General features: G+C 45.2%; 26 protein-coding genes. All 26 read left to right on the top strand.

Going from position 1 to position 20,914, the window contains the following annotated elements; genetic code table 11:
- The first annotated feature begins 91 nt into the window (after nt 1-91).
- Nucleotides 92-3,646: a DNA-directed RNA polymerase subunit beta gene (gene rpoB / locus RG959_RS19830; protein ID WP_342798610.1), complete on the top strand. Its 3,555-nt coding sequence runs from the start codon at nt 92-94 to the stop codon at nt 3,644-3,646.
- A gap of 92 nt (nt 3,647-3,738) precedes the next feature.
- Nucleotides 3,739-7,329 carry a DNA-directed RNA polymerase subunit beta' gene (gene rpoC, locus RG959_RS19835; RefSeq protein WP_342798611.1) on the top strand — a complete coding sequence of 1,197 codons (3,591 nt, stop codon included), beginning with the start codon at nt 3,739-3,741 and terminating at the stop codon, nt 7,327-7,329.
- 257 nt (nt 7,330-7,586) lie between these two features.
- Nucleotides 7,587-8,009, top strand: coding sequence for a 30S ribosomal protein S12 (gene rpsL / locus RG959_RS19840; RefSeq protein WP_045851848.1), 423 nt, complete (start codon nt 7,587-7,589; stop codon nt 8,007-8,009).
- 42 nt (nt 8,010-8,051) lie between these two features.
- Entirely contained in the window at nt 8,052-8,522 is a 471-nt protein-coding gene (rpsG, locus tag RG959_RS19845) for a 30S ribosomal protein S7 (RefSeq protein WP_045851849.1), read from the top strand.
- Between the two features lie 53 nt (nt 8,523-8,575).
- Nucleotides 8,576-10,654 (top strand): elongation factor G, encoded by a 2,079-nt coding sequence (gene fusA / locus RG959_RS19850; RefSeq protein ID WP_342798612.1) that lies wholly within the window; start codon nt 8,576-8,578, stop codon nt 10,652-10,654.
- 130 nt (nt 10,655-10,784) lie between these two features.
- The gene (gene tuf, locus RG959_RS19855; protein WP_251273782.1) at nt 10,785-11,972 is read left to right on the top strand and encodes an elongation factor Tu; all 1,188 of its coding nucleotides are present in this window, start codon (nt 10,785-10,787) and stop codon (nt 11,970-11,972) included.
- Between the two features lie 237 nt (nt 11,973-12,209).
- Nucleotides 12,210-12,518, top strand: a complete 309-nt coding sequence (gene rpsJ, locus RG959_RS19860) for a 30S ribosomal protein S10 (RefSeq protein WP_018395154.1) — start codon at nt 12,210-12,212, stop codon at nt 12,516-12,518.
- A gap of 35 nt (nt 12,519-12,553) precedes the next feature.
- Nucleotides 12,554-13,186: a 50S ribosomal protein L3 gene (gene rplC, locus RG959_RS19865; protein ID WP_315693596.1), complete on the top strand. Its 633-nt coding sequence runs from the start codon at nt 12,554-12,556 to the stop codon at nt 13,184-13,186.
- A 30-nt stretch (nt 13,187-13,216) separates the two neighbouring features.
- Nucleotides 13,217-13,840 carry a 50S ribosomal protein L4 gene (rplD, locus tag RG959_RS19870; protein WP_251273780.1) on the top strand — a complete coding sequence of 208 codons (624 nt, stop codon included), beginning with the start codon at nt 13,217-13,219 and terminating at the stop codon, nt 13,838-13,840.
- A complete protein-coding gene (gene rplW / locus RG959_RS19875) occupies nt 13,840-14,124 on the top strand; it encodes a 50S ribosomal protein L23 (RefSeq protein ID WP_046176550.1) in 285 nt (94 codons plus the stop codon). The genes rplD and rplW overlap by 1 nt, the downstream gene beginning before the upstream one ends.
- 33 nt (nt 14,125-14,157) lie before the next feature.
- The gene (gene rplB, locus RG959_RS19880; protein ID WP_315693594.1) at nt 14,158-14,988 is read left to right on the top strand and encodes a 50S ribosomal protein L2; all 831 of its coding nucleotides are present in this window, start codon (nt 14,158-14,160) and stop codon (nt 14,986-14,988) included.
- A gap of 60 nt (nt 14,989-15,048) precedes the next feature.
- Nucleotides 15,049-15,327, top strand: a complete 279-nt coding sequence (rpsS, locus tag RG959_RS19885; protein ID WP_046176552.1) for a 30S ribosomal protein S19 — start codon at nt 15,049-15,051, stop codon at nt 15,325-15,327.
- Between the two features lie 19 nt (nt 15,328-15,346).
- Nucleotides 15,347-15,688 carry a 50S ribosomal protein L22 gene (gene rplV, locus RG959_RS19890; protein WP_242236775.1) on the top strand — a complete coding sequence of 114 codons (342 nt, stop codon included), beginning with the start codon at nt 15,347-15,349 and terminating at the stop codon, nt 15,686-15,688.
- A gap of 3 nt (nt 15,689-15,691) precedes the next feature.
- Nucleotides 15,692-16,348, top strand: a complete 657-nt coding sequence (rpsC, locus tag RG959_RS19895) for a 30S ribosomal protein S3 (RefSeq protein WP_251273778.1) — start codon at nt 15,692-15,694, stop codon at nt 16,346-16,348.
- Nucleotide 16,349: 1 nt separating this feature from the next.
- Nucleotides 16,350-16,784, top strand: coding sequence for a 50S ribosomal protein L16 (gene rplP, locus RG959_RS19900; RefSeq protein ID WP_050182391.1), 435 nt, complete (start codon nt 16,350-16,352; stop codon nt 16,782-16,784).
- The gene (rpmC, locus tag RG959_RS19905; RefSeq protein WP_045851860.1) at nt 16,774-16,971 is read left to right on the top strand and encodes a 50S ribosomal protein L29; all 198 of its coding nucleotides are present in this window, start codon (nt 16,774-16,776) and stop codon (nt 16,969-16,971) included. Before rplP ends, rpmC begins: the two co-directional genes overlap by 11 nt.
- Before the next feature lie 19 nt (nt 16,972-16,990).
- Complete coding sequence (gene rpsQ / locus RG959_RS19910; protein WP_050182390.1) at nt 16,991-17,254, top strand: 30S ribosomal protein S17; 264 nt, start codon at nt 16,991-16,993, stop codon at nt 17,252-17,254.
- Between the two features lie 45 nt (nt 17,255-17,299).
- Nucleotides 17,300-17,668, top strand: a complete 369-nt coding sequence (gene rplN / locus RG959_RS19915) for a 50S ribosomal protein L14 (protein WP_018395165.1) — start codon at nt 17,300-17,302, stop codon at nt 17,666-17,668.
- A 41-nt stretch (nt 17,669-17,709) separates the two neighbouring features.
- Nucleotides 17,710-18,021 carry a 50S ribosomal protein L24 gene (gene rplX, locus RG959_RS19920; RefSeq protein WP_050182389.1) on the top strand — a complete coding sequence of 104 codons (312 nt, stop codon included), beginning with the start codon at nt 17,710-17,712 and terminating at the stop codon, nt 18,019-18,021.
- A gap of 26 nt (nt 18,022-18,047) precedes the next feature.
- Complete coding sequence (gene rplE, locus RG959_RS19925; RefSeq protein ID WP_242236769.1) at nt 18,048-18,587, top strand: 50S ribosomal protein L5; 540 nt, start codon at nt 18,048-18,050, stop codon at nt 18,585-18,587.
- Nucleotides 18,588-18,611: 24 nt separating this feature from the next.
- A complete protein-coding gene (gene rpsN / locus RG959_RS19930; protein WP_046176559.1) occupies nt 18,612-18,797 on the top strand; it encodes a 30S ribosomal protein S14 in 186 nt (61 codons plus the stop codon).
- A gap of 30 nt (nt 18,798-18,827) precedes the next feature.
- The gene (gene rpsH / locus RG959_RS19935; RefSeq protein WP_046180679.1) at nt 18,828-19,223 is read left to right on the top strand and encodes a 30S ribosomal protein S8; all 396 of its coding nucleotides are present in this window, start codon (nt 18,828-18,830) and stop codon (nt 19,221-19,223) included.
- 28 nt (nt 19,224-19,251) lie between these two features.
- Entirely contained in the window at nt 19,252-19,788 is a 537-nt protein-coding gene (gene rplF, locus RG959_RS19940; RefSeq protein WP_251273777.1) for a 50S ribosomal protein L6, read from the top strand.
- A gap of 34 nt (nt 19,789-19,822) precedes the next feature.
- The gene (gene rplR / locus RG959_RS19945; RefSeq protein ID WP_251273776.1) at nt 19,823-20,185 is read left to right on the top strand and encodes a 50S ribosomal protein L18; all 363 of its coding nucleotides are present in this window, start codon (nt 19,823-19,825) and stop codon (nt 20,183-20,185) included.
- Nucleotides 20,186-20,205: 20 nt separating this feature from the next.
- The gene (rpsE, locus tag RG959_RS19950) at nt 20,206-20,706 is read left to right on the top strand and encodes a 30S ribosomal protein S5 (RefSeq protein ID WP_242236762.1); all 501 of its coding nucleotides are present in this window, start codon (nt 20,206-20,208) and stop codon (nt 20,704-20,706) included.
- 13 nt (nt 20,707-20,719) lie between these two features.
- Nucleotides 20,720-20,902 carry a 50S ribosomal protein L30 gene (gene rpmD / locus RG959_RS19955; RefSeq protein ID WP_050182384.1) on the top strand — a complete coding sequence of 61 codons (183 nt, stop codon included), beginning with the start codon at nt 20,720-20,722 and terminating at the stop codon, nt 20,900-20,902.
- Nucleotides 20,903-20,914 lie beyond the last annotated feature (12 nt).

A 20,914-nucleotide genomic window follows, 5' to 3' on the forward strand; every position in this document is an offset into this window, starting at 1 on the left:
CCTTTTTCTTTTTGTCTTGTTGAGTATGAAAATACTCTGCTTGAAGATAAAGTATAGGCAATAATAACGCTTGATTTGAGGGGTGAATCAGTTGACAGGTCAACTAGTTCAGTATGGACGACACCGCCAGCGCAGAAGCTATGCGCGCATTAGTGAAGTATTAGATTTACCGAATTTGATTGAAATTCAAACAGCCTCCTATCAATGGTTTCTTGATGAGGGTCTGCGTGAAATGTTCCAGGACATTTCTCCGATTGAAGATTTCACAGGTAATCTGGCACTGGAATTTATTGATTACAGCCTGGCAGAGCCAAAGTATCCCGTGGATGAGTCGAAAGAGCGTGATGTTACGTATTCTGCGCCGCTCCGCGTGAAAGTCCGTCTTTTAAATAAAGAAACGGGCGAAGTGAAAGATCAAGAAGTTTTCATGGGCGATTTCCCGCTTATGACCGAAACAGGAACATTTATTATTAATGGTGCAGAGCGCGTTATCGTTTCTCAGCTTGTTCGTTCTCCAAGCGTATACTACAACGGTAAACTGGATAAAAATGGTAAGCGTGGATTTACTGCGACCGTTATTCCAAACCGTGGCGCATGGCTTGAGTATGAAACAGATGCTAAAGACATTGTGTATGTTCGGATCGACCGGACACGTAAATTGCCGATTACGGTATTACTACGTGCATTAGGGTTTGGCACTGATCAAGAAATCATCGACTTGCTTGGTGATAACGAATACTTGCGCAACACACTCGAAAAAGACAACACTGAAACAACGGAAAAAGCGTTGATTGAAATTTATGAGCGCCTTCGCCCGGGTGAGCCGCCAACAGTTGAAAATGCGAAAAGCCTTTTGGTTTCCCGCTTCTTTGATCCGAAACGGTATGACCTTGCAAGCGTTGGTCGTTATAAAATGAATAAAAAGCTTCACACGAAAAACCGTTTGTTTGGACAGCGTCTGGCAGAGACACTTGCCGATCCGGAAACAGGTGAAATTATCGCAGAAGCAGGCACTGTACTAGACCGCCGCACGCTCGATAAAATCATTCCGCATCTTGAAAACGGCGTAGCCTTTAAAACATACCGTCAAAGCGGCGGCGTAGTTGAAGAGGATATGACTGTTCAGACTATTAAAGTATATGCACCAAACAGCGAAGAAGAGCAGGTTATCAACATTATCGGAAACGGCTTCCCGGAAATGAATGTGAAGAATATCACGCCGGCAGACATCATTGCGTCAATCGGTTATTTCTTCAACCTTCTTTACGGAGTAGGCGACACAGATGATATTGACCACCTCGGTAACCGCCGTCTGCGTTCAGTAGGCGAGCTTCTGCAAAACCAATTCCGTATCGGTTTATCCCGTATGGAGCGTGTGGTTCGTGAGCGTATGTCAATTCAAGACACACAAACGATTACACCGCAGCAGTTGATTAACATCCGCCCAGTGATTGCGTCTATTAAAGAGTTCTTTGGAAGCTCCCAGCTTTCACAGTTCATGGACCAGACGAACCCGCTTGGCGAATTAACGCATAAACGCCGTTTATCTGCACTCGGACCAGGTGGTTTGACGCGTGAGCGTGCCGGCTTTGAAGTCCGTGACGTTCATTACTCTCACTATGGCCGTATGTGTCCGATTGAAACACCTGAGGGTCCAAACATCGGGCTGATCAACTCATTGTCTTCTTTCGCAAAAGTAAACCGCTTTGGCTTCATTGAAACACCGTACCGTCGTGTTGATCCAGACACAGGTCGTGTAACACAGCGTATTGATTACTTGACTGCGGACGAAGAAGACAACTATGTAGTAGCCCAGGCAAATGTTCCATTAAATGAAGATGGATCATTTGCGGAAGAAGAAGTCGTTGCTCGTTTCCGCGGTGAAAATACCGTCGTTAAACGTGAGCGCGTGGACTACATGGACGTATCGCCGAAACAGGTTGTTTCTGCTGCGACAGCATGTATCCCGTTCTTAGAAAACGATGACTCCAACCGTGCCCTTATGGGAGCGAACATGCAGCGTCAGGCTGTACCATTGATGCAGCCGGAAGCACCGATCGTCGGAACAGGTATGGAATACGTATCTGCAAAAGACTCCGGAGCTGCTGTTATTTGTAAGCATGAAGGAATCGTTGAGCGTGTAGAAGCACGTCAAATTCTTGTCCGCCGCATTCAGGAAGTAGATGGACAGGAAATCAAAGGCGATCTTGATAAATACAAACTGCAAAAATTCATTCGTTCCAACCAAGGAACATGCTACAACCAGCGTCCAATTGTTGCAGTCGGCAACCGTGTGAAAAAAGGTGAGATTTTAGCGGATGGTCCATCAATGGAACTCGGCGAACTTGCCCTTGGCCGCAACGTTCTTGTCGCGTTCATGACATGGGACGGCTATAACTATGAAGATGCGATTATTATGAGCGAGCGTCTTGTGAAGGATGACGTCTATACATCGATCCATATCGAAGAATACGAGTCAGAATCACGTGACACGAAGCTTGGGCCTGAAGAAATTACGCGCGATATTCCAAATGTCGGTGAAGATGCGCTTCGCAACCTTGATGATCGTGGAATTATCCGTGTTGGTGCAGAAGTAAAAGACGGTGATTTGCTTGTTGGGAAAGTCACGCCTAAAGGTGTAACAGAACTGACAGCAGAAGAACGCCTTCTTCATGCAATCTTCGGTGAAAAAGCACGTGAAGTTCGTGATACGTCGCTTCGTGTTCCTCACGGCGGAAGCGGAATTGTCCTCGATGTAAAAGTCTTTAACCGTGAAGACGGCGATGAGCTGCCACCAGGTGTAAACCAGCTGGTACGTGTGTACATCGTTCAAAAACGGAAGATTTCTGAAGGGGATAAAATGGCCGGCCGTCACGGTAACAAAGGGGTAATCTCCCGTATCTTACCGGAAGAAGACATGCCGTTCCTGCCGGATGGCACACCGGTTGATATCATGCTTAACCCGCTCGGCGTACCTTCCCGTATGAACATCGGTCAGGTGCTTGAGCTTCACTTAGGTATGGCTGCCCGCTACCTCGGCATTCATGTTGCGTCACCAGTATTTGATGGTGCAACCGAGGACGATGTGTGGGAAACAATCGAAGAAGCCGGCATGAGCCGTGATGCGAAAACGGTCTTGTACGATGGCCGCAGTGGTGAGCCATTTGACAACCGTGTATCTGTTGGAATCATGTATATGATCAAGCTTGCGCACATGGTTGACGATAAGCTCCATGCGCGTTCTACTGGACCATACTCACTTGTTACACAGCAGCCGCTTGGCGGTAAAGCCCAGTTCGGCGGACAGCGTTTCGGTGAGATGGAGGTTTGGGCGCTTGAAGCATATGGTGCCGCTTATACACTTCAAGAGATCTTAACAGTTAAGTCCGATGACATCGTTGGCCGTGTGAAAACATACGAAGCGATTGTGAAAGGCGAAAATGTTCCAGAACCAGGTGTTCCTGAATCATTCAAAGTATTGATCAAAGAACTTCAAAGTCTTGGTCTTGACGTGAAAATCATGTCAGGAGACGATCAAGAAATTGAAATGCGCGATCTTGAGGATGAGGATGATGTGCAGCAGGCCGATACGTTAAATATTGCTCCTGAAGCCGCTGGAATCGAGCCAATCGGATCAACAGACTGACCCATATAAATAGCAGTTCGTCCAAAAAGCGCTCCGAGCGCTTTTTGGGCGCTTTCAAGGAAATCGGTAAAAAGAAAAGGGAGGTAGGCCCCTTGCTGGATGTCAATAATTTTGAGTACATGAAAATCGGTCTCGCTTCACCGGATAAGATCCGTTCATGGTCTTATGGAGAAGTTAAAAAACCTGAAACTATTAACTACCGTACGCTGAAGCCAGAAAAAGACGGCTTATTCTGTGAACGGATTTTTGGTCCTACGAAAGACTGGGAATGTCATTGCGGCAAATACAAGCGTGTTCGTTATAAAGGCGTTGTGTGTGACCGTTGTGGCGTTGAAGTAACAAAAGCGAAAGTGCGCCGTGAGCGTATGGGGCACATTGAGCTGGCTGCTCCTGTTTCGCATATTTGGTATTTCAAAGGAATTCCAAGCCGTATGGGTCTTGTTCTGGACATGTCTCCACGTGCATTGGAAGAAGTCATTTACTTCGCATCTTACGTAGTAACAGAATCAGGGGATACAGCGCTTGAGAAAAAGCAGCTTCTTTCCGAAAAAGAGTTCCGTACTTACCGCGACAAATACGGCAGTAAGTTCCAGGCGTCTATGGGTGCAGAAGCGATCAAAAAGCTTCTGCAAGACATTGACCTTGATAAAGAAACAGAACAGTTAAAAGAAGAATTGAAATCAGCGCAAGGCCAGCGCCGTACACGTGCGATCAAGCGCCTTGAAGTGATTGAAGCATTCCGTCATTCTGGCAACCGTCCAGACTGGATGATTCTAGATGTGCTGCCGGTTATCCCGCCAGAACTTCGTCCAATGGTACAGTTGGATGGCGGCCGCTTTGCGACGTCTGATTTGAATGACTTGTACCGCCGTGTAATTAACCGGAACAACCGTCTTAAACGCTTGCTAGACCTTGGTGCGCCAAGCATCATTGTTCAAAACGAAAAGCGGATGCTTCAAGAAGCAGTAGACGCGTTGATCGACAATGGACGCCGTGGACGTCCTGTTACAGGACCGGGTAACCGTCCATTAAAATCTCTTTCACATATGCTGAAAGGGAAACAGGGCCGTTTCCGTCAAAACTTGCTTGGTAAGCGGGTTGACTACTCTGGTCGTTCTGTAATCGTCGTTGGTCCGAACTTGAAAATGTATCAATGCGGCCTTCCAAAAGAAATGGCGCTTGAACTTTTCAAACCGTTCGTTATGAAAGAACTTGTTGAGCGTGGACTTGCGCACAACATTAAAAGTGCAAAACGTAAAATTGAACGCGTTCAGTCTGATGTGTGGGATGTGCTTGAAGAAGTAATCCGTGAGCATCCGGTTCTCCTAAACCGCGCACCGACGCTTCACCGTCTTGGTATCCAGGCATTTGAACCAACATTGGTAGAAGGTCGTGCGATTCGCCTTCACCCGCTCGTATGTACAGCATACAACGCGGACTTTGATGGTGACCAAATGGCTGTTCACGTGCCGCTTTCAGCAGAAGCACAAGCGGAAGCGCGTATGCTGATGCTTGCTGCACAGAACATTTTGAATCCGAAAGACGGAAAACCAGTTGTTACGCCTTCACAGGATATGGTACTCGGTAACTACTACTTAACGCTTGAGCGTGAAGGAGCAGTAGGAGAAGGGGCCGTCTTTAAAGATACAAACGAAGCAATTTTGGCTTATCAAAATGGATATGTTCACCTGCACACACGTGTTGCGGTGGCAGCTTCATCTCTTGAAAACCAGACCTTCACAGAAGAACAAAACAAAAAGCTTCTTGTTACAACGGTTGGTAAATTGATCTTTAATGAAATTTTACCGGATACATTCCCGTACATTAACGAACCAACAAGCAGCAACCTTGAAGTAAAAACACCGGAGAAATATTTCTTAGATGCGGGCGCAAATGTGCCTGAACACATTGCCAAGCAGGAAATTGTTGCTCCGTTTAAAAAGAAAATTCTTGGTAACATCATTGCTGAAGTATTCAAACGCTTCAAGATTACTGAAACATCTAAAATGCTTGACCGCATGAAAGACCTCGGCTTTAGACACTCGACAAAAGCGGGTATCACAGTAGGGGTAGCGGATATCGTTGTATTGGGTGAAAAAGAGGGAATTCTAAAAGAAGCACAGGCAAAAGTGGACAACGTTATGAAGCAGTTCCGCCGCGGTTTAATTACCGAAGAAGAGCGCTATGACCGCGTTATTTCTGTCTGGAGCGCAGCGAAAGATGTTATCCAGGGCAAATTGATGGAATCCCTTGATAAACGCAACCCGATCTTCATGATGAGTGATTCCGGAGCCCGTGGTAACGCGTCCAACTTTACACAGCTTGCTGGTATGCGCGGACTCATGGCCAACCCGGCCGGCCGGATTATCGAACTTCCGATCAAATCTTCGTTCCGTGAAGGTCTGACGGTACTCGAGTACTTTATCTCGACACACGGTGCGCGTAAAGGTCTTGCCGATACCGCCCTGAAAACAGCCGATTCAGGTTACTTAACACGTCGTCTCGTTGACGTAGCGCAGGACGTTATCGTTCGTGAGGATGACTGTGGGACAGATCGCGGCCTGGAAATCAGCTCGATCAAAGACGGCACGGAAATTATCGAGGCACTTGAAGAGCGTCTTATTGGCCGTTATTCACGTAAAGCAATCAAGCATCCGGAAACGGGTGAAGTGCTTGTCCGTGAAAACGAACAAATTGATGAAGACTTGGCGAAAGTGGTCGTGGAAGCAGGCGTGGAAACCGTATGGATCCGCTCAGCATTCACTTGCAACACACGTCATGGCGTATGTAAAAAATGCTACGGACGCAACTTGGCGACCGGCCAGGAAGTGGAAGTTGGCGAAGCAGTCGGTATTATTGCTGCCCAGTCAATCGGGGAGCCGGGAACACAGCTTACAATGCGTACGTTCCACACAGGCGGCGTAGCCGGAGACGATATTACGCAGGGTCTTCCGCGTATCCAGGAGATTTTCGAAGCGCGTAACCCGAAAGGTCAGGCGATCATTTCGGAAATCAACGGAACCATTACGTCTATTACAGAAGGCCGTGACCGTCAGCAGGAGATCACTATTGCAGGCGACGTGGAAACACGCACCTATAACGCTCCATATACAGCACGCTTAAAAGTAGCCGTAAACGATACGATCGAACGCGGCCAAGTATTAACAGAAGGGTCTATCGATCCGAAAGAATACTTGAAAATCAAAGATGTCACATCTGTTCAGGAATACTTACTGCGTGAAGTGCAGAAGGTATATCGTATGCAGGGGGTTGAAATCGGCGATAAACACGTTGAAGTAATGGTTCGCCAAATGCTTCGTAAAGTACGTGTGCTTGAAGCGGGAGATACAGATGTTCTTCCAGGCAGTCTGCTTGAAATTCATCAGTTCCGTGATGCCAATGAAAAAGTTCTTCTTGAAGGCGGAATTCCGGCAACAGGCCGTCCGATCCTTCTGGGAATTACAAAAGCATCCCTCGAAACGGATTCCTTCTTGTCTGCTGCATCCTTCCAGGAGACAACTCGTGTCCTGACCGATGCTGCGATCAAAGGAAAGCGCGACGAATTGCTTGGTTTGAAAGAGAACGTTATTATCGGAAAACTCGTTCCAGCGGGTACTGGTATGCAGCGTTACCGTCAATCCGAAGCAAATCTAAGAGAAGAAGAATCAGTTACAGTCGAATAATTTTTTATCGGCGCCTGGATTATACCGGCGCCGATAAAATTTTTAAAAAGAATAGTTGACACTAGAAAATGAAAATGATACTATGATCAAGGTGTTCCTGTACGACCTTACTTTATGTATGGAGATAGGACCAAAACAATCATTGCCACTATTCGCAAAGAACGTTTTTGCAGGTTTGCTGCAAGAACTTTGTTTTTGCCCAAAAATGAGCCACCTGGTTGTGTTGGCTTAGAAAAAAAGGAAGGGAGGATCTTTACATGCCTACTATTAATCAGTTAGTACGTAAGCCTCGTAAATCAAAGATCACTAAATCGAAGTCTCCGGCGCTTAATAAAGGATTCAACAGCTTTAAGAAATCCCAAACAGATGTACTTTCTCCGCAAAAACGCGGTGTTTGCACACGTGTGGGAACAATGACGCCGAAAAAACCGAACTCAGCGCTTCGTAAATATGCGCGTGTGCGTTTGAGTAACGGTATTGAAGTAACAGCTTATATCCCTGGTATCGGCCATAACCTTCAAGAGCACAGTGTCGTTTTGATCCGCGGCGGACGTGTAAAAGACTTACCGGGGGTACGTTACCACATCGTTCGTGGAGCGCTTGATACTGCCGGCGTTGAAACTCGTCGTCAAGGCCGTTCAAAATACGGTACAAAACGTCCTAAAGCACCAAAAGCATAATTTTAAAAAATATAACTTGAATTTCCGAAAGGAGGAAAACACATGCCACGTAAAGGTCCTGTAGCAAAAAGAGACGTATTGCCTGATCCGCTTTACAACTCAAAATTAGTTACTCGTCTTATTAACAAAATGATGGTTGACGGGAAGCGTGGAAAATCCCAAGCCATCCTTTACGCAGCTTTTGATACAATCCGTGAACGCACGGGAAATGATCCAATGGAAGTATTCGACCAGGCGATGAAAAACATCATGCCGGTACTAGAGGTTAAAGCACGCCGTGTCGGCGGTGCGAACTACCAGGTACCTATTGAAGTTCGTCCTGAGCGCCGCACAACACTAGGTCTTCGCTGGTTGGTAAACTATGCGCGCCTACGCGGTGAAAAAACAATGGAAGAGCGCCTTGCAGCTGAAATTCTTGATGCGGCAAACAACAGCGGTGCTTCTGTTAAGAAACGCGAAGATACACACAAAATGGCGGAAGCGAACAAAGCATTCGCTCACTACCGCTGGTAATTTTTAAAACAAAACTTAAACCTACCCTAATTCAGGAAGGAGAAAGATAATAGATGGCAAGAGAGTTCTCCTTAAAAAACACTCGTAACATCGGAATTATGGCTCACATCGATGCTGGTAAAACAACAACGACTGAGCGTATCCTTTATTACACTGGCCGTATCCATAAAATTGGTGAAACGCACGAAGGTGCTTCACAAATGGACTGGATGGAGCAAGAGCAGGAGCGCGGGATTACAATCACGTCTGCTGCAACAACTGCTCAATGGAAAGGTCACCGTGTTAACATCATCGATACACCAGGGCACGTAGACTTCACAGTAGAAGTTGAACGTTCTCTTCGTGTACTTGATGGTGCGGTAACTGTACTTGATGCACAATCAGGTGTAGAACCACAAACGGAAACAGTATGGCGTCAAGCGACAACATACGGCGTTCCACGTGTTGTATTCGTCAACAAAATGGACAAATTGGGTGCTGACTTCCTTTACTCTGTTGGCACAATCCATGACCGTCTAATGGCGAATGCTCACCCAATTCAATTGCCAATCGGTGCGGAAGACGAGTTCTCAGGCATCATTGATCTTATTGAAATGAAAGCAACAATGTATGGCAATGACCTCGGTACTGAAATTGAGGTTGTTGACATTCCTGCAGATTACCAGGATCAAGCTGATGAATACCGTGAAAAGCTAATTGAAGCGGTAGCAGAGCTTGACGAGGAATTAATGGAGAAATACCTTGGCGGCGAAGAGTTGACGAATGAAGAAATCAAAGCTGCGATTCGTAAAGGTGTTATCAACGTAGAATTCTTCCCAGTAATGGTTGGTTCTGCATTTAAAAACAAAGGTGTTCAGCTTATGCTTGACGCTGTGATCGACTATCTTCCAGCACCGGTTGATGTACCAGCAATCAAAGGTACGCTTCCAGACAGCGAAGAAGAAGTGGAACGTGAATCTAGCGATGAAGCGCCGTTCTCGGCTCTTGCATTTAAAGTTATGACGGATCCATACGTTGGTAAATTGACGTTCTTCCGCGTATACTCAGGTGTTCTTTCATCTGGTTCATACGTTCAGAACTCAACAAAAGGCAAGCGTGAGCGTGTAGGTCGTATCCTTCAAATGCACGCAAACTCTCGTGAAGAGATTTCACAAGTGTACGCAGGTGATATCGCTGCTGCTGTTGGATTGAAAGATACAACAACAGGCGACACGCTTTGCGATGAGAAAAACCTTGTTATTCTTGAGTCTATGGTGTTCCCTGAACCTGTTATCCACTTGTCAGTTGAGCCTAAAACAAAAGCTGACCAAGATAAGATGACAACAGCACTTCAAAAACTTCAAGAAGAAGATCCAACATTCCATGCACGTACTGACCAGGAAACTGGTGAAGTTGTTATCTCGGGTATGGGTGAGCTTCACCTTGACATCCTTGTTGACCGTATGCGTCGCGAGTTCAAAGTAGAAGCAAACGTTGGTGCACCACAGGTAGCATACCGTGAAACTTTCCGTGCTAGTGCACAGGTTGAAGGTAAATTTGCCCGTCAATCTGGTGGACGCGGTCAGTTCGGTCACGTTTGGATCGAGTTCTCTCCTAACGAAGAAGGAAAAGGCTTCGAATTCGAAAACGGTATCGTTGGTGGTTCCGTACCACGTGAATACATTCCTGCTGTACAAGCTGGTCTAGAAGACGCTATGCAAAATGGTGTTCTTGCCGGTTACCCGTTGATCGATGTTAAAGCCCGCCTATTTGACGGTTCTTATCATGATGTCGATTCATCTGAGATGGCATTTAAAATCGCTGCTTCAATGGCGCTTAAAAATGCTGTATCAAAATGTAACCCGGTACTTCTTGAGCCGCTTATGAAAGTGGAAGTTGTTATTCCAGACGAATATCTTGGCGATATCATGGGTGATGTTACATCACGCCGTGGACGTGTAGAAGGTATGGAAGCACGCGGTAACGCGCAAGTTGTTAAAGCGTTCGTTCCACTTTCTGAGATGTTTGGTTACGCAACGACTCTTCGTTCTAACACGCAAGGTCGCGGTAACTACTCTATGCACTTCGATCATTATGAAGAAGTACCAAAGAGTGTTATGGAAACAATCATCAAAAAAAATAAAGGCGAATAATTGATTTATACTTCCTAATCAAGTATAAATACTATTGTAAGCTTTCTCTTCTTTCGGAAAATGAATGTTTTCCGAAAGAAGACCAATATAAACTACTACTAATTTCTATATTTTGAAGGAGGACTTCCTAATGGGAAAAGCAAAATTCGACCGTTCAAAACCACACGTTAACATTGGTACAATTGGCCACGTTGACCATGGTAAAACAACTCTAACAGCTGCAATCACAACTGTTCTTGCAAAATCAGGTGGCGCAGAAGCACGTGCGTATGACCAAATCGATGGTGCTCCAGAAGAGCGCGAGCGCGGTATCACAATCTCAACTGCACACGTTGAGTATGAAACTGAAACTCGTCACTATGCACACGTTGATTGCCCTGGACACGCTGACTATGTTAAAAACATGATCACTGGTGCAGCACAAATGGACGGTGGTATCCTAGTGGTATCTGCTTCTGACGGTCCAATGCCGCAAACTCGTGAGCACATCCTTCTTTCTCGTCAAGTAGGTGTACCTTACCTAGTTGTATTCATGAACAAATGTGACATGGTAGATGACGAAGAGCTTCTTGAGCTAGTTGAAATGGAAGTTCGCGACCTTCTTTCTGAGTACGATTTCCCAGGCGATGACATTCCTGTTATCAAAGGTTCTGCTCTTAAAGCACTTGAAGGCGACGCTGCATGGGAAGAAAAAATCCATGAGCTTATGGCTGCAGTAGATGAGTACATCCCAACTCCAACACGTGACACTGACAAACCATTCATGATGCCTGTTGAGGATGTTTTCTCAATCACTGGCCGTGGTACAGTAGCAACTGGACGCGTTGAGCGTGGACAAATCAAAGTCGGTGACGTAATCGAAATCATCGGTTTGACTGAAGAGCCAAAATCAACAACTGTAACAGGTGTTGAAATGTTCCGTAAGCTTCTTGATTATGCTGAAGCTGGCGACAACATCGGTGCACTTCTTCGTGGTGTAGCTCGTGAAGAAATCCAACGTGGTCAAGTACTTGCAAAGCCAGGTACAATCACACCGCATACAACTTTCAAAGCGGAAGTTTATGTTCTTTCTAAAGAAGAGGGTGGACGTCACACTCCATTCTTCACAAACTATCGTCCACAGTTCTACTTCCGTACAACTGATGTAACTGGTATCTGCAACCTTCCTGAAGGCGTAGAAATGGTTATGCCTGGTGACAACGTAGAAATGTCAGTAGAATTGATTGCTCCAATCGCGATTGAAGAAGGTACTAAATTCTCAATCCGTGAAGGTGGCCGTACAGTAGGCGCTGGCGTTGTAGCAACAATCCAAAAATAATCATATTTTCACCGAAAACAGTCCGGTTTCGGCCGGGCTGTTTTTGTTTGTAATTTTTTTTGTTTCTACTATTGCAATCAGTAGAAAATGGATGTATAATAATCAATGTTGGTTTTTGACAGCGTTGATGCGGAAGGTTGCTGACACACCCGGCCGCTTTGCCATGGCGGTGATGTCAGGGAAAAATTTTCGCGGAGTATGTCTATTAGCTAAATAGGCGATAAAGGAGGGAAAATAATGGCAAAACAAAAAATTCGTATTCGTTTGAAAGCATATGATCATCGTATTCTTGATCAATCGGCAGAGAAAATCGTTGAGACAGCTAAACGTTCTGGTGCAAGTGTATCCGGTCCGATTCCGCTTCCAACTGAGAAATCTATCTACACGATTCTTCGTGCGGTGCATAAGTACAAAGATTCTCGTGAGCAGTTCGAAATGCGTACTCATAAACGTTTAATCGATATCGTGAACCCAACTCCAAAAACAGTTGATTCATTGATGCGTTTAGACTTGCCGTCAGGCGTTGACATTGAAATCAAACTTTAATAAATAAATTAATGAAAAATCAGGAGGTGTGACTCATGACCAAAGGAATCTTAGGAAGAAAAATCGGTATGACGCAAGTGTTTGCTGAAAACGGTGAACTGATCCCAGTAACTGTAATCGAAGCAGCGCCAAACGTTGTACTTCAAAAGAAAACAGTCGAAAGCGACGGCTACTCTAGCGTTCAATTAGGTTTTGAAGACAAGCGCGAAAAGCTTGCTAACAAACCAGCTCTTGGACACGTGAAGAAAGCAGGCGAAGGCATCGCACCTAAGCGCTTCATTCGTGAGTTCCGTAACATCGACAGCGATCTTGAAATTGGTCAAGAAGTCAAAGTTGATACTTTTGCAGAAGGCGACATCGTCGACGTAACAGGGATTTCAAAAGGGAAAGGCTTCCAGGGCGCTATTAAACGCCATGGACAAAGCCGCGGACCTATGTCCCACGGTTCACGCTACCACCGTCGTCCAGGTTCAATGGGACCTGTAGCGCCAAACCGCGTATTTAAAAACAAACTTCTCCCTGGCCGTATGGGTGGAGAGCAAGTAACAGTACAAAACCTACAAATCGTAAAAGTGGATGCTGAACGCAACGTGCTTCTTATTAAAGGAAACGTTCCGGGATCCAAAAAAGCCTTGATCCAAGTTAAAACTGCGGTTAAAGCAAACTAATCAACTTTTACAGGAAAGGAGGAAACAGAAATGGCTAAAGTTAAAGTATTAAACCAAACAGGTTCTGAAGTCGGCGATATCGAACTAAATGACGCTGTATTCGGAATCGAACCTAATGAACACGTCGTATTTGAAGCGGTGGTTATGCAGCGCGCATCTTTGCGTCAAGGAAACCACAAAGTTAAAAATCGTTCAGAAGTTCGCGGCGGCGGTCGTAAGCCTTGGAAACAAAAAGGAACTGGACGTGCGCGTCAAGGTTCTATCCGTTCTCCACAGTGGCGCGGCGGTGGTGTGGTATTCGGACCAACTCCTCGCAGCTACAGCTATAAATTGCCTAAAAAGGTACGTCGTCTAGCATTGAAATCTGCTTTGTCATCAAAAGTACAAGAGCAAAACATTCTAGTGTTAGAAGCATTGTCATTCGACGCGCCAAAAACAAAAGAATTCACTGCAGTATTAAAAAACTTGTCTGTTGACTCAAAAGCATTGATCGTGACAGATACAGTAAATGAATTCGTTGCATTGTCAGCACGCAACATCCCTGGTGTAACAGTGGTTGAAGCATCTGGCATCAACATCCTTGACCTGCTTGGCCATGATAAACTTATCATGACAAAAGCAGCGGTTGAAAAAGTAGAGGAGGTGCTTGCATAATGGATGCACGCGATGTGATTAAGCGCCCCGTTATTACTGAACAATCTATGGCTGTAATGGCTGATAAAAAATACACTTTTGAAGTGGACGTACGCGCGAACAAAACGCAAGTGAAGACTGCTGTTGAAGAAATCTTCGGCGTAAAAGTGAAAAACGTTAACGTCATGAACTACAAAGGTAAATTCAAGCGTATGGGACGCCATGCTGGCTACACAAACAAACGCCGCAAAGCAATCGTAACATTAACGCAAGATAGCAAAGAAATCGAACTTTTCGAAGCTTAATAAACGCATAAAATAGAAGAGGAGGGACACGAAATGGCGATTAAAAAGTACAAACCGACCACAAACGGTCGTCGTAACATGACGTCTTTAGACTATGCCGAAATTACAACAAGCACACCAGAGAAATCACTGCTTGAGCCGTTGAAAAAGAAAGGCGGCCGTAATAACCAAGGTAAAATCACTGTTCGTCATAGAGGCGGCGGGCATAAGCGTCAATACCGTATTATCGATTTCAAACGTGATAAAGATGGCATTCCAGGACGCGTTGCTACGATTGAATACGATCCAAACCGTTCGGCTAACATCGCACTCGTGAACTACGCTGACGGAGAAAAACGCTACATTCTAGCTCCAAAAAACATCCAAGTTGGAACGGAAATCATGGCCGGTCCGGAAGCAGATATTAAAGTAGGGAATGCTCTTCCACTTATTAATATCCCGGTTGGTACAGTTATCCACAACATTGAATTGAAACCAGGCAAAGGCGGACAGTTGGTTCGTTCAGCAGGAACTTCAGCTCAAGTACTTGGTAAAGAAGGCAAATATGTACTCGTACGCTTGAATTCAGGCGAAGTGCGCATGATTCTTGCAACATGCCGCGCAACAATCGGTCAAGTTGGCAACGAGCAGCATGAACTTGTAAACGTTGGTAAAGCAGGACGTTCACGCTGGTTGGGCAAACGCCCTACTGTACGTGGTTCTGTAATGAACCCTAATGACCATCCACACGGTGGTGGTGAAGGACGCGCGCCAATCGGCCGTAAAGGTCCTGTTACACCTTGGGGCAAACCAGCTCTTGGTTACAAAACGCGTAAAAAGGTTAACAAATCAGATAAATTTATCGTTCGTCGTCGCAAAAAATAACGTAATTGTCCTACGGTTCCAAACGCGAACCGTAGATCAATCACGAAGGGAGGTACACAAATGGGCCGCAGCTTGAAAAAAGGACCTTTTGTTGATGATCATTTATTCAAGAAAGTTGAAGCACTGAACGAAACGGAGAAAAAGCAAGTAATTAAAACTTGGTCTCGTCGTTCTACAATTTTCCCGCAATTCATCGGGCACACAATCGCAGTGTACGATGGTCGCAAACACGTACCTGTATATGTAACTGAAGATATGGTTGGACACAAACTTGGTGAATTCGCGCCAACGCGTACGTACAAAGGACACGTTGCTGACGATAAGAAAACAAGACGTTAATTGAGAGGAGGATATTCCAATGGAAGCTAAAGCTGTCTTAAGAACAGTCCGCATTGCTCCTCGTAAAGCACGTCTAGTAATTGACTTGATTCGAGGCAAGCAAGTTGGAGAAGCGGTGGCGATCTTGAAGCATACGCCAAAAACGTCATCTCCTGTAATTGAAAAACTTTTAAACTCTGCAATCGCTAATGCAGAACACAACTATGATCTTGATGTGAACAAACTTGTTGTTACTCAAGCATACGTAAACGAAGGACCAACATTGAAACGTTTCCGTCCACGTGCAATGGGACGTGCAAGCGCAATTAACAAACGCACAAGCCACATTACAATCGTTGTGGCAGAAAAAAAGGAGGGATAATTCGTGGGTCAAAAAGTACATCCTCATGGACTACGGGTCGGGATCATTCGCGACTGGGATTCTAAATGGTACGCTGAAAAAGACTATGCTAATCTTCTTCACGAAGATTTGAAAGTGCGCGCATACATCGAAGAACGTCTTAAAGATGCTTCTCTATCCCGTGTTGAAATCGAACGTGCTGCAAACCGTGTGAACATCACTGTTCATACTGCGAAACCTGGTATGGTTATCGGTAAGGGCGGTTCTGAAGTAGAAGCACTTCGTAAAGCTTTGAACGAACTAACAGGCAAACGTGTTCACATTAACATTGTTGAAGTGAAACGCGCTGATCTTGATGCGAAACTAGTAGCGGAAAACATCGCTCGCCAGCTTGAAAACCGTGTATCATTCCGCCGTGCTCAAAAGCAGGCTATCCAACGGACAATCCGTTCAGGTGCAAAAGGAATCAAAACACAAGTTTCAGGACGTCTTGGCGGAGCAGATATTGCCCGTGCTGAACATTACAGTGAAGGAACAGTTCCACTTCATACTCTTCGTGCTGACATCGACTATGCACATGTTGAAGCAGACACAACTTACGGCAAACTTGGCGTAAAAGTATGGATCTACCGTGGAGAGGTTCTTCCTGCGAAGAAGAAAACTCAGGAAGGAGGCAAATAATATGTTGTTGCCAAAACGCGTTAAATATCGTCGTGTACACCGCGGCAAAATGCGTGGTCAAGCAAAAGGCGGAACAGAAGTAGCATTTGGTGAATACGGTCTTCAAGCAACAGAAGCTTCTTGGATTACAAACCGCCAAATCGAATCTGCTCGTATTGCGATGACTCGTTACATGAAACGTGGCGGTAAAGTTTGGATCAAAATTTTCCCTCACAAACCATATACGAAAAAACCTCTTGAAGTACGGATGGGTTCCGGTAAAGGTGCTCCTGAAGGCTGGGTAGCGGTTGTAAAACCAGGCAAGATCATGTTTGAAATTGCCGGCGTTTCTGAGGAAGTAGCACGTGAAGCACTTCGCTTGGCAGCACACAAGCTTCCAGTGAAATGCAAAATCGTAAAACGCGAAGAAATTGGTGGTGAATCAAATGAAAGCTAATGAAATCCGTGAACTTACCACTGCTGAAATTGAACAACAAGTAAAGTCGCTCAAAGAAGAACTTTTCAACCTTCGCTTTCAATTGGCGACGGGACAGCTTGAGAATACTGCCCGTATTCGTGAAGTACGTAAAGCAATCGCCCGCATGAAAACCGTGATTCGTCAACGGGAAATTGATAATCGATAATTGAAAGGAGGTTTGCACGATGAGCGAACGCAATCAGCGCAAAGTTTATACAGGCCGTGTTGTTTCTGATAAAATGGACAAAACAGTAACGGTTCTTGTTGAAACATACAAAACACACAAACTTTACGGAAAGCGTGTAAAGTACTCGAAGAAATTCAAGGCTCATGATGAGAACAACGAAGCAAAAATCGGTGACGTAGTACGCATCATGGAAACTCGCCCGCTTTCTGCAACAAAACGTTTCCGCCTTCTTGAAGTAGTGGAAAAAGCAGTCATCATCTAATTAATTGTTCGGATAGATGTTAAAGTCCGAAAGGAGGTAACCTAAATGATCCAGCAAGAATCACGTTTAAAAGTAGCTGACAACTCTGGTGCGCGTGAAGTATTAACGATTAAAGTCCTCGGTGGTTCAGGCCGCAAAACAGCTAACGTCGGTGATGTAATCGTATGTACAGTAAAACAAGCAACACCAGGTGGCGTTGTCAAAAAAGGTGAAGTGGTAAAAGCGGTTATCGTTCGTACGAAACGCGGCGTTCGCCGTAATGACGGTTCATACATCCGCTTCGACGAAAACGCGTGCGTTATCATTCGTGACGACAAGAGCCCACGTGGCACACGTATTTTCGGCCCGGTTGCCCGCGAACTTCGCGACAGCAATTTCATGAAGATTGTTTCCCTAGCTCCGGAAGTAATCTAATTGAACGAATAAATAAAAGGCCCATCAAGGAGGTGCGCAACATGCACGTGAAAAAAGGCGATAAAGTCATGGTCATCACAGGTAAAGACAAAGGCAAAACAGGCGTTGTTCTTGCAGCTTTCCCTAAAAAAGACCGTGTACTTGTTGAAGGAATCAACATCGTGAAAAAACACGCGAAACCTTCACAATTAAATCCGCAGGGCGGCATCCTAAGCCAGGAAGCAGCTATTCACGTATCCAACGTTATGCTGTTGGATCCGAAAACAAACGAACCTACTCGTGTAGGTTACAAAGAAGTGGACGGCAAGAAAGTCCGCGTAGCAAAAAAATCCGGTGAAACTCTAGATAAATAAAAAGTTCAAGAAGGGAGGTATTCTAAGTGAACCGCCTTAAAGAAAAATACCTTAAAGAAATTACTCCTGCTCTTATGAGCAAGTTCGAGTACAGCTCTGTAATGCAGGTGCCTAAAATTGAAAAAATCGTTGTAAACATGGGTGTTGGTGAAGCAGTTCAAAACGCTAAAGTACTTGATACAGCTGTTGAAGAATTGAATCAAATCACTGGCCAAAAGCCAATGGTCACTCGTGCGAAAAACTCAATCGCGGGATTCCGTCTTCGTGAAGGTATGCCAATCGGTGCGAAAGTAACTCTTCGCGGCGAGCGCATGTACGAATTCCTTGATAAACTTGTTTCTGTATCACTTCCGCGTGTACGTGACTTCCGTGGCGTTTCTAAAAAAGCGTTCGACGGTCGCGGTAACTACACACTTGGTGTAAAAGAACAGTTGATCTTCCCTGAGATTGATTACGATAAAGTATCAAAAGTACGCGGCATGGACATTGTTATCGTCACTACTGCCAACACGGACGAAGAAGCTCGTGAATTGTTAACACAAATTGGAATGCCGTTCCAAAAGTAATCGCTATATAAGGGAGGCGAAAACGTGGCTAAAAAATCAATGATTGCGAAACAAAAGCGCACACAAAAGTTTAAAGTACAAGAGTACACACGCTGCGAACGCTGCGGACGTCCACACTCTGTATACCGCAAATTTAAACTTTGCCGTATTTGTTTCCGTGAACTAGCTTATAAAGGTCAAATTCCTGGCGTTAAAAAAGCCAGCTGGTAATACACTGATTCCGGAAGGAGGTAAATATAAATGGTTATGACTGATCCGATTGCTGACTTGCTGACTCGCATCCGTAATGCGAACATGGTTCGTCACGAAAAACTGGAAGTACCTGCTTCCAAAATTAAACGCGAAATCGCTGAAATCTTGAAACGTGAAGGATTCGTCCGTGACGTTGAGTTCATCGAAGACGACAAACAAGGTGTTATCCGCATTTTCTTGAAATACAGTGGCAACGAGCGTGTAATCACAGGCTTGAAGCGTATTTCTAAACCAGGTCTTCGCGTTTACGCGAAAGCTGATGAGGTACCTCGTGTACTTAACGGTCTTGGTATTGCAATTCTTTCTACATCTACTGGTGTAGTTACTGATAAAGAAGCCCGCGCTAAACAAGTAGGCGGCGAAGTACTCGCGTACGTTTGGTAATAATCTTTTAAAGAATGGAGGTGCGACTATGTCACGCGTAGGTAAAAAAGTAATCGAGCTTCCAGAAGGCGTAACGATTACAAACAACAACAATGAAGTGACTGTCAAAGGTCCTAAAGGAGAATTGACTCGTCAGTTCAACAAAGATTTGACAATTGAAGTAGACGGCAGCAACGTAACAGTTGTTCGTCCTTCAGATTCAAAAGAACACCGTACAATCCATGGAACAACTCGTGCACTTCTTGCCAATATGGTAGAAGGCGTATCAAAAGGGTTCGAACGCAACCTTGAGTTGGTTGGTGTCGGTTACCGTGCTCAAAAACAAGGAACGAAACTTGTACTAAGCGTTGGTTACTCTCACCCAGTAGAATTCGAAGCTGAACAAGGCATCGATATCGACGTTCCTGCAAATACAAAAATCAGCATCAAAGGGATTGACAAAGAGCGCGTTGGTGCAATTGCTGCTAACATCCGCCAAGTTCGTCCTCCTGAGCCGTACAAAGGCAAAGGTATCCGTTACGAAGGTGAACAGGTTCGCCGCAAAGAAGGTAAAACAGGTAAATAATGCCGCATAGGCATCAGAAAGGAGTGACCTCGGGATGATCACAAAAGCTGATAAGAATAAAACGCGTAAAAGACGCCATGCCCGTGTACGTGCGAAAATCGCTGGTACAGCCGCGCGTCCTCGCTTGAACGTATTCCGTTCAAACAAGCACCTTTACGCTCAATTGATTGATGATGCAAATGGTGTTACACTTGCAAGTGCTTCAACTATTGAAAAAGATTTCGGTCTTGAATCAACAGGCAACCTTGAAGCTGCTGCGAAAGTTGGCGAATTGCTTGCTAACCGCGCAACTGAAAAAGGTGTCGCTGCTGTTGTATTCGACCGTGGGGGCTACCTTTATCATGGCCGCGTGAAAGCTTTGGCTGACGCTGCTCGTGAAAACGGCCTACAATTCTAATAAAAGGAGGGACACATTTAATGCGTCGCATTGATCCAAACAAACTTGAACTTGAAGAACGCGTAGTAACGGTCAACCGTGTTGCGAAAGTAGTAAAAGGTGGACGTCGTTTCCGCTTTACTGCACTGGTTGTCGTTGGCGATAAAAATGGTAATGTCGGTTTTGGAACTGGTAAAGCTCAAGAAGTTCCAGACGCGATCCGTAAAGCAATTGAAGATGCGAAGAAAAACCTTGTATACGTACCGATGGTTGGCACAACTTTGCCACACCAAGTTATCGGTCAATTCGGTGCGGGTGAAGTTCTTTTGAAACCTGCTTCTGAAGGTACTGGAGTTATCGCTGGTGGACCTGTCCGTGCGGTACTTGAACTTGCTGGTGTTGGTGATATCCTCTCCAAATCACTTGGTTCAAACACGCCAATCAACATGGTTCGCGCTACAATTGCAGGCCTTAAAGACCTGAAAACAGCTGAAGAAGTTGCAAAACTTCGCGGCAAATCTGTAGAAGAACTGTTAGGATAAGGAGGGAATCATAATGGCTGAAAAACTACAAATTACCCTCACTCGCAGTCTGATCGGACGTACACAAGATCAGCGCGATACTGTTAAGGCACTTGGTCTTCGCAAAATGCACCAAACGGTTGAGCAAAACGACAACCCGGCAATTCGCGGTATGATCAACAAAGTGTCTCATCTTGTGACTGTTACAGAAAAATAATTTGATTTTATA

This window comes from Domibacillus sp. 8LH (genome assembly GCF_038806185.1).
In the GTDB taxonomy this organism is placed as follows: domain Bacteria; phylum Bacillota; class Bacilli; order Bacillales; family Domibacillaceae; genus Domibacillus; species Domibacillus indicus_A.